Below are 14,281 nucleotides of genomic sequence, written 5' to 3'. Positions count from 1 at the left end.
GGCGGAGCACGAGGCTGCGCTGCCGCCGGTGTCGGTCCTCGTCGACCGTTCTCCGGTACCGGCGATGCTAGTGGACGATGCCCCGCGGCGACCGCGCTGCTCCGGTGTCGCGTGCGCACGGTCCTCGTCCGCGGCACTCACCTTTCGTGACACTCGAGCAGCCCCGGCAGCCCCGCCCGCCCGGCCCGCCCGCCGCGGCCGGGTCGGCCGGATACATCCTGCGACGGACGCGGCGCTGCCCCACTCTCGCGTAGCGTCGAAGGGTGTTCCGCCCGCTGAAGCCCTATCAGATCGTCGTCGACGTGGTCGTGGCGGGGCTCTTCGCGCTGATGGCGCTGCCGTACGAGCTGGTCACCTCCTCGGCCGCCGCGTTCGGCACCGTGTCGGCGACGTTCCTGGTGCTGTCCATGGCGATCGCCCTCGCGCTGCGCCGGGCCTCGCCCGCCCTCGCTCTGGGGGTCGCCTGGGCCGGCGCCATTCTGCAGATGGGGTTCCTGCGCACGCCGGGGTTCGCCGACATCGCGATCTTCGCCGTGCTGTACGCGACCGCCGCCTACGGATCGCGACGGGTGTTCTGGGCCGGGCTCGCGTCGTCGATCCTCGGTGCCGTCGTCATCACCGTCTATGTGTTCGGCTTGCTGCCGGGGGTCAACATCCTCAGCTGGTCGAACCTCCCCACCGCGGTCGCCCTGCTCATCGCCGCGGCCTTCGGGCTGGGGCTGTGGTGGACCCTGGGTGCGCTGGTGCGCACCGGCATCCGCGCCCGCGAGAATCGCCAGGCGCAGCGGGCGGCGGAAGCTGAGACCGCCGCCGAGCAGGAGCGGGTGCGCATCGCCCGCGATATGCACGATGTCGTCGCCCACTCGCTGGCCGTCGTGATCGCCCAGGCCGACGGCGCCCGTTATGCCGCGGCGGCCGATCCGCAGGCCGCCACGACGGCGCTGGCGACCATCTCCACCACCGCCCGTTCGGCGCTGGCGGACGTACGGCTGCTGCTGACGCAGCTGCGCCACAGCCAGGGGGAGGGGCCGCAGCCGACGATCGCCGACCTCGAGGAGCTCTACGCGCAGGTGCGCTCGGCGGGCGTCGACCTGCGGGTCGACGTCGACCCTGTGTCGCCCGGGTCCCCGCCCGCGGCGATCCAGCTGGCGGTCTACCGCATCCTGCAGGAGGCCCTCACCAACGCGCTGCGTCACGGTGCGGGCGGTGCGGTCACGGTGAAGCTGGCGTGGCATCCTGACCGGGTGACGATCCTCGTGGACAATCCCGCCGGCGATGCCCCCGCGACCGACGAGCCCGCGCGCGGGCACGGGCTCATCGGCATGCGCGAGCGCGCGCTGCTGGCCGGCGGCACCCTCGACGCCGGACGTGAGAACGGCGCGTTCGTCGTGCGCGCGTCCCTTCCGATCGGCGGTGCGGCGTGAGCGCCCCGGTGCGCGTCGTGCTCGTCGACGACCAGGCCCTGTTCCGCGCCGGCATCCGCATGCTCGTCGACTCCCAGCCCGACCTCGAGGTGGTCGGTGAGGCCTCCGACGGACGCGAGGCGATCGGGGTGGTGCGCGGCACCCGCCCGGATGTCGTGCTGATGGACATCCGGATGCCGGTCATGGACGGCCTCACCGCGACCGCCGCGCTGCTGGACGACCCGGTCTTCGACGGGTCGCCGCCGCGCATCGTGATGCTCACCACTTTCGACCTCGACGAGGCCGCAGCCCGGGCGATCCGGCAGGGGGCGAGCGGGTTCCTCCTGAAGGATGCCGACCCCGAGTTCCTGCTCGCGGCGATCCGCACCGTCCACGCCGGATCCGCCGTCATCGCGGCGGCGGCCACCACGCAGCTGTTCGCGCACTTCGCCGAGCCCGTGCAGGCCGTTCCGCCCCAGTTCGCCTCGCTCACCGATCGGGAGAAGGAGATCTTCGCCCTCGCCGCTCGCGGCCTCAGCAACGCCGAGATCGCCGGACGCGAGTTCCTCTCCGAGGCGACCGTGAAGACCCACATCAGTCGCATCCTCGCGAAGCTGGGACTGCGCGACCGCGTGCAGCTGGTGGTCTTCGCGTTCGAGCACGGCCTGGCCTGACGCGCCGCCCCCCGCAAGCCGCGCGGGGGAGTGCAGATCATCCTTGCGATGTACCCCGCAGCAGCCTCTGGGCGGACGCGGCCGACGGGGGTGGCTCCGTAGCGTCGATGTCATGGAGATCACCACGACAGAGCTGGGGCTCGCTGCCCGGGTGCAGGGCCTCACCAAGACCTATGGCGAGGGGAGCACCGCGGTGCGCGCCCTCGACGGCGTGAGCGTCGGCATCCGCCGCGGAGAGTTCACCGCGATCATGGGGCCGAGCGGCTCGGGCAAGTCGACGCTCATGCACATCATGGCCGGACTGGATGCCGCGACGAGCGGCCGCGCCTGGATCGGCGACACCGAGATCACCGGGCTGAGCGACCTCGAGCTGACGGTGCTGCGCCGTCGCCGCGTCGGCTTCGTCTTCCAGGCGTTCAACCTCGTGCCCACCCTCGACGCCTTCGGCAACATCCTGCTGCCGTTCGACCTCGACGGCCGGCGCCCGAGCGCGATCGAGCGGGCCCGCATCGACGGTCTCATCGACACGCTGGGCCTGGGCGCCCGCCTGGGGCACCGGCCGCACGAGCTCTCGGGCGGTCAGCAGCAGCGCGTCGCGATCGCCCGCGCCTTGGCGACGGGGCCCGACCTCGTCTTCGCCGACGAGCCCACCGGCAACCTCGACTCCCGCAGCGGGCGAGAGGTGCTGGCCCTGCTGGCCACCGCCGCGCGCAGCGCGGGCCAGTCGATCGCGATGGTCACCCACGACCCCGTCGCTGCCTCGCACGCCGACCGCGTGCTGCACCTGGCCGACGGTCGCATCGTGGCCGACAAGCCCCGGCAGACGGCGGAGGAGATCTCGGCGTTCATGCTGGCCGCCGAGCTCGGCGGCGTCGGCGTGGCCGCGGACGCGGATGCCGGGGTGCGGTCGTGACCGCGTTCGCCGACGTGGCGACGGCACCGCACCCCGGTGCCGTCGAGTCGGCCCGGCGGGTGCCGGGTCGACTGGCCTGGCTGCGCGAGCGCGGCATGGGGGCGACCGTGCTGGTCTCGGGGATCTCCGCCGGGTTCGGTGTCCTGCTGCTGACGGCCACCGGCTACATCGCGACGGTGTTGCGGGCCGACCCCTTCTTCGGCGACTCCGAGACCCTGGCGGCCGTCATCGGCATCCTGAGCGTGCTGCTGGCAGGCGTGGCGGTCTACGTCGGCGCGATGGTGACGGCCAACACCTTCGCCACGATCGTGGCGGGCCGCACCCGCCGCATCGCGCTGATGCGGTTGATCGGGGCCTCGGCACGGTCGCAGCGCGCCGAAGTGGCGGGGCAGGGTCTGGTCGTCGGGGCGATCGGCGCCTTCGGGGGGCTCGCGCTCGGCACGGTCACCTGCATCCTCGTGGTGCCCCTGCTCGACCGGCTGGTCGGCATCGACAGCGGCTACGTCGTCGCGCAGCCGGCGCTGCCGCTGCCGGCGATCGCGGTGGCGCTGACGACGTGGGCGGCTGCCTGGGTCGGCTCGCGACGGGTGCTCTCGGTCACGCCGCTGCAGGCGCTGGGCGGGTCGGTCGAGATGTCCCGTGCACAGGTCGCGGGGCGGCGTGGCCGCACCGTCACCGCGCTGGTGCTGCTGGGGGTCGGCGTGGCACTGCTGGCGCTGGGCGTCGTCGCGGGCTTCGTCACACCGCTGGGCGTGGTGATCTCGTTCTTCGGCGGGCTGCTGTCGTTCACCGGGCTGACCCTCGCGGCACCGGTGATCATGCCGCCGCTGCTGCGGCTGACCGCGCGGGCGTTCGGCCGCTCGGCGCCGGCGCGCCTGGCCGCCGAGAACGCGTTGCGCTACCCGGAGCGCTCCAGTCGCATGGCGATCGGCGTCGTGATGGGCGTGGCGCTGGTGACGATGTTCGCCGTCGCGGCGGAGTCGGTGAAGGTGCTGGTCGCGGTCTCCGCCGGCGGCGAGATCGACGCCTCGTTCGCGGGGATGCTGGACTCGTTCGCCGCGGTGATGATGGCGCTGGTGGGGGTCAGTGCCGTGATCGCGGCGGTGGGGCTGGTGAACCTGCTCACGATCGGCGTCGTGCAGCGCCGCCGGGAGCTGGGACTGCTGCGGGCGCTCGGTCTCAGCGGCGGGCAGGTGCGCCGCATGGTGCTGCTGGAGGCGGCGCACGTCACGGTGACGGCGCTGGCCTTCGGACTGCTGCTCGGCGTCGCGTACGGCTGGGTGGGGGCCCAGTCGCTGCTCGGCTCGGTGAGGATTCCGCCGGCGTGGTCGGCGCCGACGTTCATCGCCCCCGCGCTGCCGCTGCTGCCGGTGCTCGTGGTCGTGATCGCCACGGCCGTGCTGACGCTCGTCGCCGCGGTGGTGCCGACACGGCTCGCGACGCGGGTCGCCCCGGTCGCGGCGCTCGCCGACTGACCGTGAGGGTGGCGGGCGGTCAGTCCGCGGCGGCGGCGCCGTCGCCGGGCTGGGCGCCGTCACCCGGCGCGGCGGCCGGCGGGTCGTAGGCCCACGTGGGGGCGAGGGTGCGCAGCCGCGCCGCGCGCCACTGCCACACCCCCCACAGCACCGGCCACAGCAGGGGAGCGGCGGCCCCGCCGATCACCAGGCGCTCGCGCCAGAGGGTGCGGTCGGGGTCGCCGGGGGCGGGGGAGACCGCCATCTGGTGGTCCCAGGTGTCGAGTACCGCCAGCGGACCGGTGAGCGGGATGCCGCTGTCGCGCAGCACCCGCACCGGACCGCGGGTGTCCTCGAGGCGCCGGTCGCTCACATGGATCAGCTGTTGGCCCACGGCGACGCCGGCGGCGCGCAGCGACACCGGCACGTCGGCTCCCGGTTCGAGCCGCGACGGCAGGCCCGCGGCATCCATGGGGTGCATCTCGAGGAGCGGGCCGTAGAGCTCGGCGACCGCCCGCGGCGAGTGCAGAGCACGCCAGGCGGCATCGGCATCGCAGTCCAGAACCAGCTTCAGCAGAATCCGCATCCACGCAGTCTTCCACGCGGTAGTGTGGGAGCGCTCCCACGTTGCTCACTCTCAAGGACGACCGATGACCACGAATCCCGCCACCGAGTCCGGCGACCGCTCCCACGCGCGCCCGCCCGTCGAGTCCGTCGCGCAGATCTCCGCGCTGCTGCTCGACACCGACCCGAGCCTCGACCCGCAGCTGGCCGGCGTCGCACGCCAGGCCGCCGCCGAAGGCGCCGTGCTGCTGCGCAACGACGGCGTGCTGCCCCTGGGCACCGAGCGCCCCGTTGCGGTGTTCGGCCGGGTGCAGATCGACTGGTTCGCGGTGGGCTACGGCTCGGGCGGCGACGTGAAGGTGCCCTACATCTGGAACCTGCTGGCGGGACTGCGCGATGCCGGTGTGCAGGTCGACGGCGAGATCGCCGACGTCTACACGGCGTGGACCTCCGCGAACCGTCCTTCTTACGACGGCACGTGGGGGCAGTGGCCGCACCACTTCCCCGAGATGCCGCTCGACGCCGGGCTCGTGACGGCCGCCGCCTCTCGCGCGGGCACGGCCGTCGTCGTCATCGGCCGGGCCGCCGGCGAGGCGCGCGAGAGCGTGCTCGAGCCGGGCAGCTTCTACCTCACCGACGACGAGCGGGCCATGCTCGACCTCGTCACCGGTGCGTTCGAGCGCACCGTCGTGGTCCTCGACGCGGGCAACGTCATGGACCTGTCGTGGCTCGACACCTACGGCGAGCGCATCGGCGCCGTGCTCTACGCCTGGCAAGGCGGCATGGAGGGCGCCCGCGCGATCGCGTCGCTGCTGGCAGGCGACATCGCGCCGAGCGGCAAGCTGACCGACACTATCGCGCACACCTACGCCGACTACCCCAGCGCCCCCAACTTCGGCGGCCTCGACGCCAACGTCTACGCCGAGGACGTCTTCGTCGGCTACCGCTACTTCGAGACGTTCGCCCCCGAGCGGGTGCAGTTCCCGTTCGGCTTCGGGTTGGGCTACGCCGCCTTCGAGGTCACCGTGGTCGAGGCGGGGTCGGAGGGCGGCACGGTGCGGCTGGCCGTCGAGGTGCGCAACACCGACGCGGTGCACAGCGGCAAGGAGACGGTGCAGGCCTACCTCGCCGCTCCCGACGGCGCGCTGGGCAAGCCCGCTCGGGCACTGGCGGCGTTCGCCAAGACGCGGCTGCTGGCACCGGGGGAGTCCGAGCGGCTGACGCTGGAGTTCCGCCTGTCCGACCTCGCCTCCTACGACGACTCCGGGGTCACCGGCAACCGCAGCGCCTTCGTGCTGGAGCCCGGGGATTACGTCGTGCACGTCGGCACCGACGTGCGCTCGGCGCGCCCGGCGCTGACGGTGACCCTCGACGCCCTCGAGGTGGTCCGGCAGGTCACCGAGGCCGCCGCCGCGCAGACCCTGTTCCCGCGCATGACGCTCGCTCGCGACGCCGACGGCACCGCCGTCGTGGCGTGGGAGGACGTGCCCCTGGCCACCGTCGACCGCCGCGAGCGGGTGCTGGCCGGCCTTCCCGCCGAGATCCCCGCCACCGGCGACCGCGGCATCGTGCTCGACGACGTCGCGGCCGGCCGTGCGAGCCTGGATGAGTTCGTCGCCCAGTTGTCCGCTGAGGAGCTGGCGCTGCTCGCACGCGGTGACGTCACGATGCACAGCCCGCTCGGCGCCCCCGGCAACGCCGGCGTGCTGGGCGGCGTCTCGCCGTCGCTGCGTGCCAAGGGCGTGCCGCCGGTGACCACCACGGACGGCCCCAGCGGCCTGCGGCTGTCGGCCTATGCCTCGCTGCTGCCCTCCGGGACGGCGCTGGCGTCGACGTGGAACACCGCGCTCGTGGCGGAGATGGCGGCCCTCCACGGCCAGGAGATGCTGCGCAAGGGCTCGGACGTGCTGCTGAGCCCGGGCATGAACATCCACCGCGACCCGCTGTGCGGCCGCAACTTCGAGTACTTCTCCGAGGACCCCCTGGTGACCGGTCGCTTCGGCGCCGCCATCGTGCAGGGCGTGCAGTCGGTGGGGGTGTCCGCGTGCCCGAAGCACTTCGCCGCCAACAACCAGGAGACCAACCGCACCCGCAACGACTCCCGCGTCTCCGAGCGCGCCCTGCGGGAGATCTACCTGCGCGGGTTCGAGCTCTGCGTGGCCGAGGCCGCTCCCCGCACGATCATGACCTCGTACAACCAGGTCAACGGCGTCTGGGCGCACTACCACTACGACCTCGTCACGACCATCCTGCGCGGGGAGTGGGGCTACGCCGGCTGCGTCATCACCGACTGGTGGATGGAGGATGCCGTCGACCCCGACTTCCCCGATCTCGCCGACAACGCCTACCGCGTGCGCGCCCAGGTCGATGTGCTCATGCCGGGCGGTGTGAAGACCGAGGCGGGGCCCGCGGACTACGCCGACGACACGATCCTCGAGTCGCTGGCGCGGCCCGACGGCATCACGCTGGGCGAGCTGCAGCGCGGCGCCCGCAACGTGCTCGGGCTGGCGCTGGCCCTGCGGCCGGTGATCGCCGCTCGCGCCGACGCGTAGCCTGGATCGATGCCCTCGCCGTTCGACCAGTCCCGCTACCAGGTGCGCTTCGAGTGGGGGGAGGCGGGGAGCGCGCGCCTGGCCCCCGCCGACGTCACCGTGGTGGTCGACGTGCTGCGTTTCTCGACCGCCGTGGCCGACCGGGTCGCGGCGGGTGAGCAGGTGACGGCGGATGACGCTGCCGCCACCGGATCGCGCAACGGCGCTCCGCTGGCGGCATCCCTCGCCGGCACCGGCACCACGGTGCTGCTGGGGAGTTTGCGCAACGCCTCCGCCGTGGCCGACGCCGTGTTGGCGGAGCAGGTGCGGCGGGGCACCCGCACGAGCGTCGTGGTGCTCGCGGCCGGCGAGCGCGAGTCGGCGGATGCCGGAGCGCCGGTGCGCTTCGCCGTCGAGGATCAGCTCGGCGCCGGCGCGGTGATCGACGCCCTCGCCCAGCGGGGGCTCGACCACTCCTCGCCCGAGGCCGCGGCGGCCTGTGAGGCCTTCCGCGGCCTGCGCGCCGCCGCGCGCCACCTGCTCAGCGCGAGCGGATCGGGCCAGGAGCTGGGGGAGCACGGCCGGGGCGACGAGGTGCGGGCCGCGGCCGAGATCGACGCCGTCGATGCGGTGCCCGTGCTGCGCCAGGGGGTCTTCGAGCGGTTCTGATCCGGGCGGTGCCCCGGTGCCCCGGTGCCCGGGTGCTTCCGGTCCGCGTGGTGGGCGCCCGGCCGCGCGGGGACGGACGCCGTCAGCGCGGGGTGAGCGCGGCGAGCCGGGTGGCGGTCGTGATCTCGCGCCGGTGCCAGCGGAACAGGTGCCGCTCGTCGAAGGTCGGGGCGCACTTCGCACACGAGGTGGCGCGGCTGACGCGCCGGTGCCGGTAGGCCACGTGCCCGGCGGGGCACTCGCCCACCCAGGGCGCGAGGTCGTTGGCCGGCTCGCCGTGGTGGGTCGTTCCCCCGGTGTAGCCCAGGCTGCGTGCGGTGCGCCGCCAGGCGGCGCCGTGCCCGGCCGGGGCGCCCGCCAGTGCGTGGGCGACCTCGTGCAGCAGCGTCTGCCGGTTGGTTTCGTCGTCGTAGCGGGCCGCGAGGTAGCGCGAGACGCTGATGCGGCGGTCGCGGTAGTTGCACAGTCCCGCGCGACGCTTGGCGTTGTCGAACCCGAAAGACCACGACTCTTCGAGGTGGGCGGCGATGAGCTGCTGCGCCATGCGCCGCACGTCCTGCAGATCTGACATGACGAAAGGGTAGAACGTACCTACGACACTCAGCCGGCGAGTGCGCGGCCGCGCCGACGCTCGGCGGCGTCGATGGCCAGCAGCGTCGACTCGAGCTCGTCCTCTGGAGCGCCCGCCTCCTGTCGCAGGAACAGCGCCCTCTTGAAGTCGACACGGGCGGCGGCGAAATCGCCGGCGTCGAAGTGCACCTTGCCGCGGTGCTGGTAGGCGAAGGCCCCGAGGGCGGCCCAGCCCTGCCCGTCGGCCTCTTCGGCGCAGGTGGTGAGCTCCTGCTCGGCTGCGGCGAAAGCGCCACGGAACTGCATCACGGTGGCGTGCAGCACGCGCGCCCGCAGCAGGTCCTTGCGGGTGCCGGCCATGCGGGCCAGGCGCACCGACTGCTCCGACACGGCCAGGGCGTCATCGAGCCGGTCGAGCACCTTCAGCAGCCACACGCGCTCGAGCAGCGCCGCCAGGCTGCGCTGCTCGCCGATCTCGTCGAGGCGCGCCTGACACGCTTCCGGATCCACCTGCTCGCGCAGGGTGTCCGGGTCGTACCCGAGGATGTAGCTCACGATCGACTCCTTCCGTGCTCGCTCGCCCTACAGTCTCACCCGGCTCACGGCGACCGGCCCGAGGGCACGCCGACGCCCCGGCATCCGCGCCGGGCGACCGTCGACCCCGGCCGTCCCCGCCGCGCGTCAGCGGGCGAAGACGGATGCCGACGGCTTGGGAGACGGCGTCGCATCGGCGTCGGTGGCCACCTTCGCCCCGCGCACGAACTCGTCCAGCTCCGCGCCCTGGGCCACCTTCGCCGGGTGGGGGCCGGCGGCCATCAGCCGCGGCAGCCACTCGGTGGGAAGGGGTGCCGCCGAAGCGGCGATGACGAGGTTGCCGAACCGGCGTCCCTTGAACAGCTGCACCTCGGCGAGCACGATGACGTGCGCGAAGACCTCCCGCACCGTGGCCACCTGGCGGCGCGCGAACGCCAGCCCCTGACCATCGGCGACGTTGACCAGCAGCACGCCGTCGGGGGAGAGGACGCGGGCGGCGGCACGGTAGAACTCCACCGTCGTCAGGTGCGCCGGGGTCTGCGCGCCGGCGAAGACGTCGGACACCAGCAGGTCGGCGTTGCCCACCAGCGCCGGCGGCAGGCGGTCCAGCCCCGCGCGGGCGTCACCGATGCGCATGCGCACCTGCGCGCCGCGCGGCAGCGGCAGTTCGGTGCGCACGAGGTCGGCGAGTGCTTGTTCCAATTCGATGACCTGCTGGCGCGAGCCGGGCCGCGTCGCCTCGATGTACCGGGGGAGCGTCAGCGCGCCCGCCCCCAGATGCACCGCCGAGAGCGGCTGTCCCGGCATCCGCAGCCGGTCGATCACCGCGCCCATGCGGGCGATGTACTCGAAGTGCAGATGGGTGGGGTCATCGAGGTCGACGTGGGACTGCGGCGTGCCGTCGACGTCGAGCTCGTACCCCGAGACGTAGCGCGACGGCACGATCCGCGCGAGCGTGCCGTCCGACAGTCGCGCCTGCGGCGGGGGTTCCTCGATGCTCGCTCGGGCCATTCCTCCACGCTACCCGCGGGCGTGCGGCATCCGCCTCGCCGCAGACGAAACAGGATCGAGACAAAGGTGTAATCAACCCGACCGTGCCGCAGCGGTAGCGTCGGAGATCATCTCACGTGCCGTCGCGTTGCTCCCGAGCGGCTCTGCGGCTTCGCTCTCAGGGAAGGTTCACGACCCATGATCCACTCACGTAACCGACGCGGGGCCATGATGGCCGCCGCGGGTGTGGCCTTGGCCGCGCTCGTGCTGTCGGGCTGCTCGAGCCAGCGGGACACCGGCACCGACGACGCGACCACCGACGCTGAGGTCGACGGCACGTTCGTCTTCGGTGCGTCCGCGGACCCGGCCAGCCTCGACCCCGCCTTCGCCCAGGACGGCGAGACGTTCCGCGTCGCCCGCCAGATCTTCGAGGGCCTCGTCGGCACCGAGCCCGGCACGGCCGACCCCGCGCCGCTGCTGGCCGAGTCGTGGGAGTCGTCGGAGGACGGACTCACCCACACCTTCTCGCTCAAGGAGGGCGTGACCTTCCACGACGGCACCGACTTCAACGCCGAGGCCGTCTGCGCCAACTTCGACCGCTGGTACAACTGGGAGGGCCTGGCCGCCAGCGAGGCGCTCGGCTACTACTACAACAAGCTGTTCCGCGGCTACGCCTCCGACCCGGAGTCCGCGGTCTACGCGTCCTGCACCGCCGATGACGAGACGACGGCGACCGTCACGCTGAACCAGCCCTTCGCCGGGTTCATCCCCGCATTGTCGCTGCCGGCGTTCTCGATGCAGAGCCCCGCCGCGATGGAGGAGTTCGCCGCCGACGAGGTGGGCGGCACCGCCGAGGCCCCCACGCTGTCGGAGTACGCGATGGGCCACCCGTCGGGCACGGGACCCTACGTCTTCTCGGAGTGGGCACCGGGCGAGCAGCTCACGCTCGTGGCCAACGAGGACTACTGGGGCGACACCGGCCAGATCGACGAGATCATCTTCCGCGTGATCGACGACCCGACCGCACGACGTCAGGCTCTCGAGGCCGGCTCCATCGACGGCTACGACCTCGTCGGCCCCGCCGACACCGCCGCCCTCGAGGACAAGGGCTTCACGATGGTCTCGCGCCCGCCGTTCACGATCCTCTACCTCGCGTTCAACCAGGCCGTGCCCGAGCTGCAGGACCCGCTCGTGCGTGAGGCGCTGTCGTACGCGATCGACAAGGACGCGCTCATCTCGCAGGTGCTCCCCGAGGGCACCGAGAAGGCGACGCAGTTCATGCCCGACACGGTCAACGGCTACAACGACGACGTCACCACCTATGAGTACGACCCGGCCAAGGCCCAGGAGCTGCTCGCCGAGGCGGGATACGACGAGGCGAACCCGCTGACGCTGACGTTCAACTACCCCGTCAACGTGTCGCGGCCGTACATGCCGGACCCGGAGCAGATCTTCACCGTGCTCTCCGCCCAGCTGGGCGAGGCCGGCGTCGTGACCAACCCGGTCTCGAACGAGTGGGGCGACTACCTCGACCTCATCACCGGCGGCACCGATCACGGCATCCACCTGCTGGGCTGGACCGGCGACTACAACGACACCGACAACTTCGTGGGTGTGTTCTTCGGCGGCAAGTCGGCCGAGTGGGGCTTCGACAACCCCGCGCTGTTCCAGGCGCTGCAGGAGGCCCGCGGCATCCCGAACCTCCAGGAGCAGTCGGCGCTGTACGAGGACATCAACGAGATGGTCGCGAGCTTCATCCCGGGCGTGCCGCTGGCCCACCCGGCGCCGACCCTGGCGTTCGACCCGCGCGTGGAGAGCTACCCCGCCAGCCCGGTCAACGACGAGGTCTTCAGCGAGATCGTCCTGACCGAGTAAGCGCGGCCGTGCCGTAAGGTGCGGTGCGGGAGGAGGCGCCCCCTCCTCCCGCACCGCACGCCCGATGACGACGACGACGAGAGATCACGCATTGCTGCGCACCATCGGCAAGAGGCTGCTGCTTCTGATCCCCACCCTGTTCGGCTTGAGCCTGCTGCTGTTCTTCTGGGTCCGGGCGCTGCCCGGCGGCCCCGCGGTGGCCCTGCTCGGTGAGAAGGCCACTCCCGAGGCGGTGGAGCGCATCAACGAGCTCTACGGCTTCAACCGGCCCATCATCGAGCAGTACCTCGTGTGGATGGGCAGGCTCCTCTCCGGAGACTTCGGCACGTCGCTGCAGACCGGCCGCCCGGTCACGGAGGAGTTCTTCCGCCGCTTCCCCGCCACCATCGAGCTGTCGCTGCTCGCGCTGATCATCGCGGTGGGCATCGGCATCCCGCTCGGCTACTGGGCGGCCCGTCGCCACGGCCGCTTCACCGACCACGCCGCGGTCGTGTTCAGCCTCGTCGGCATCACCATCCCGGTGTTCTTCCTGGCCTTCATCCTCAAGTACATCTTCGCCGTGCAGCTGGGCTGGCTCCCCAGCGACGGCCGGCAGAACCCGCGCATCGACGCGACGCACTACACCGGGTTCTATGTGCTCGACGGGCTGCTGACCGGCGAGTGGGATGCCGCTGGCGACGCTCTCCTGCACCTGCTGCTGCCGGCGCTCGCGCTCGGCACCATCCCGCTCGCGATCATCGTGCGCATCACCCGGGCCTCCGTGCTCGAAGTGCAGAACGCCGACTACGTGCGCACCGGCAAGGCCAAGGGGGTGGCGCAGAGGACGCTGCGCGAGCGCTTCATCCTGCGCAACGCCATGCTGCCGGTCATCACCACGGTGGGTCTGCAGGCGGGCCTGCTGCTGTCGGGGGCGATCCTCACCGAGACGGTGTTCGCCTTCCCCGGCATCGGGTCGTTCCTCGCCCGCGCCATCTTCACACGCGACTTCCCGGTGCTGCAGGGCTTCATCATCTTCATCGCCATCGCCTATGCGCTCATCAACCTGCTGGTCGACGTGTCGTACAGCGTGATCGACCCGAGAGTGAGGGTCTCGTGAGCTCCAGCATCCTTCCCCCCGCCCCGAGCGGCGGACCCGTCGACGACACCGCCGTCGTCGATGGGCAGCTGCTCGCCGCCACGACGCAGGGCGGCTTCTGGCGCGACGTCTTCCGCCGCCTGCGGCGCAACCCGACGGCCTGGATCGGCGCGGTCATCGTGTTCCTCTTCGTGGCGGTCTCGGTTCTCGCGCCGTTGTTGGCGCCGTACCCGCAGCTGGCGCTGCCGGGCGCACGCTTCATCACGCCGACGTCGATCCCCGGGCCGGGGGAGCTGGCCGAGTTCCCGCTGGGGCTGGACCGCTTCGGAGGCGATGTGCTGTCCAAGCTGATCTGGGGTGCGCAGGCGTCGCTGCTCATCGGCGTCATCTCCACCGCGTTCGGGCTGGCCGGCGGCGCGCTGCTCGGACTCGTCGCCGGCACATTCGGCGGCTGGGTCGACAACGTCGTGATGCGCTTCGTCGACATCCTGCTGTCGGTGCCGAACCTGCTGCTGGCGGTGTCGATCGCCGCGGTGCTCGGCCAGTCGCAGCTGGCGGTGATGATCGCCATCGGTGCATCGCAGGTGCCGATCTTCGCACGGCTGCTGCGGGCGTCGATGCTGCAGCAGCGCTCGAGCGACTACGTCCTGTCGGCGCAGACGCTGGGGCTCGGCCGCGGCCGCATCACGATGACCCACGTGCTGCCCAACAGCCTCGGACCGGTCATCGTGCAGGGCACGCTCACCCTCGCCACCGCCGTGATCGACGCCGCGGCGCTGTCGTTCCTCGGCCTCGGCGGCGGACGCCCGGAGACGGCGGAGTGGGGCCGCATGCTCACCTACGCGCAGGCGGAGCTGGCCATCGCGCCGTGGCTGGCCTTCCTCCCCGGCATCTGCATCGCCATCACGGCGCTCGGCTTCACGCTGCTGGGCGAGTCGTTGCGCGAGGCGATGGACCCCCGCACCCGCGCCCGCTGACCCCCGGTCGTTGAGCGAGCGCAGCCCCCGGTCGTTGAGCGCGCGCAGCCCC

General features: G+C 72.4%; 13 protein-coding genes. 9 read left to right on the top strand and 4 right to left on the bottom strand.

The genetic code is table 11. The annotated features are described in order from the left end of the window. Positions 1 to 263: 263 nt before the first annotated feature. The 4 genes from QNO26_RS12980 to QNO26_RS12965 all read left to right on the top strand — a co-directional run bounded on the left by QNO26_RS12980 (position 264) and on the right by QNO26_RS12965 (position 4,465). Entirely contained in the window at positions 264 to 1,424 is a 1,161-nt protein-coding gene (locus QNO26_RS12980; RefSeq protein ID WP_257638683.1) for a sensor histidine kinase, read from the top strand. Then, a complete protein-coding gene (locus tag QNO26_RS12975) occupies positions 1,421 to 2,077 on the top strand; it encodes a response regulator (protein ID WP_257638684.1) in 657 nt (218 codons plus the stop codon). Before QNO26_RS12980 ends, QNO26_RS12975 begins: the two co-directional genes overlap by 4 nt. A gap of 112 nt (positions 2,078 to 2,189) precedes the next feature. After that, positions 2,190 to 2,990, top strand: coding sequence for an ABC transporter ATP-binding protein (locus QNO26_RS12970; protein ID WP_257638685.1), 801 nt, complete (start codon positions 2,190 to 2,192; stop codon positions 2,988 to 2,990). Then, entirely contained in the window at positions 2,987 to 4,465 is a 1,479-nt protein-coding gene (locus QNO26_RS12965; protein WP_374679393.1) for an ABC transporter permease, read from the top strand. The genes QNO26_RS12970 and QNO26_RS12965 overlap by 4 nt, the downstream gene beginning before the upstream one ends. Before the next feature lie 19 nt (positions 4,466 to 4,484). Here QNO26_RS12965 and QNO26_RS12960 read toward each other — a convergent pair whose 3' ends face one another. Further along, positions 4,485 to 5,030, bottom strand: a complete 546-nt coding sequence (locus QNO26_RS12960) for a hypothetical protein (RefSeq protein WP_257638686.1) — start codon at positions 5,028 to 5,030, stop codon at positions 4,485 to 4,487. A 64-nt stretch (positions 5,031 to 5,094) separates the two neighbouring features. Between QNO26_RS12960 and QNO26_RS12955 the strand changes: the two genes are divergently transcribed. Beyond that, the gene (locus QNO26_RS12955; RefSeq protein ID WP_257533617.1) at positions 5,095 to 7,560 is read left to right on the top strand and encodes a glycoside hydrolase family 3 protein; all 2,466 of its coding nucleotides are present in this window, start codon (positions 5,095 to 5,097) and stop codon (positions 7,558 to 7,560) included. Between the two features lie 9 nt (positions 7,561 to 7,569). Then, positions 7,570 to 8,208 (top strand): 2-phosphosulfolactate phosphatase, encoded by a 639-nt coding sequence (locus QNO26_RS12950; protein ID WP_257533616.1) that lies wholly within the window; start codon positions 7,570 to 7,572, stop codon positions 8,206 to 8,208. A gap of 82 nt (positions 8,209 to 8,290) precedes the next feature. Here the strand turns inward: QNO26_RS12950 and QNO26_RS12945 are convergent, their stop codons facing one another. From QNO26_RS12945 to QNO26_RS12935, 3 genes are all read right to left on the bottom strand, one after another. Then, complete coding sequence (locus tag QNO26_RS12945) at positions 8,291 to 8,779, bottom strand: SprT-like domain-containing protein (RefSeq protein ID WP_257533615.1); 489 nt, start codon at positions 8,777 to 8,779, stop codon at positions 8,291 to 8,293. A gap of 29 nt (positions 8,780 to 8,808) precedes the next feature. Then, positions 8,809 to 9,333, bottom strand: a complete 525-nt coding sequence (locus tag QNO26_RS12940) for a hypothetical protein (RefSeq protein WP_257533614.1) — start codon at positions 9,331 to 9,333, stop codon at positions 8,809 to 8,811. A gap of 126 nt (positions 9,334 to 9,459) precedes the next feature. Then, a complete protein-coding gene (locus QNO26_RS12935; RefSeq protein ID WP_257533613.1) occupies positions 9,460 to 10,323 on the bottom strand; it encodes a spermidine synthase in 864 nt (287 codons plus the stop codon). A gap of 177 nt (positions 10,324 to 10,500) precedes the next feature. On the opposite strand from QNO26_RS12935, the gene QNO26_RS12930 reads away from it, so the two are divergent. The 3 genes from QNO26_RS12930 (at position 10,501) to QNO26_RS12920 (ending at position 14,229) form a co-directional block, all read left to right on the top strand. Continuing rightward, on the top strand, positions 10,501 to 12,177 hold the full coding sequence (locus tag QNO26_RS12930) for an ABC transporter substrate-binding protein (RefSeq protein ID WP_257533612.1): 1,677 nt from the start codon (positions 10,501 to 10,503) through the stop codon (positions 12,175 to 12,177). Between the two features lie 91 nt (positions 12,178 to 12,268). Further along, positions 12,269 to 13,273: an ABC transporter permease gene (locus tag QNO26_RS12925; RefSeq protein ID WP_257533773.1), complete on the top strand. Its 1,005-nt coding sequence runs from the start codon at positions 12,269 to 12,271 to the stop codon at positions 13,271 to 13,273. Then, positions 13,270 to 14,229: an ABC transporter permease gene (locus tag QNO26_RS12920; RefSeq protein WP_374679395.1), complete on the top strand. Its 960-nt coding sequence runs from the start codon at positions 13,270 to 13,272 to the stop codon at positions 14,227 to 14,229. Before QNO26_RS12925 ends, QNO26_RS12920 begins: the two co-directional genes overlap by 4 nt. The last annotated feature ends 52 nt before the right edge of the window (positions 14,230 to 14,281 follow it).

It is taken from the genome of Microbacterium sp. zg-Y1090 (assembly GCF_030246945.1).
Classification (GTDB): domain Bacteria; phylum Actinomycetota; class Actinomycetes; order Actinomycetales; family Microbacteriaceae; genus Microbacterium; species Microbacterium wangruii.
This window is presented reverse-complemented; position numbering and strand designations above follow the sequence as displayed.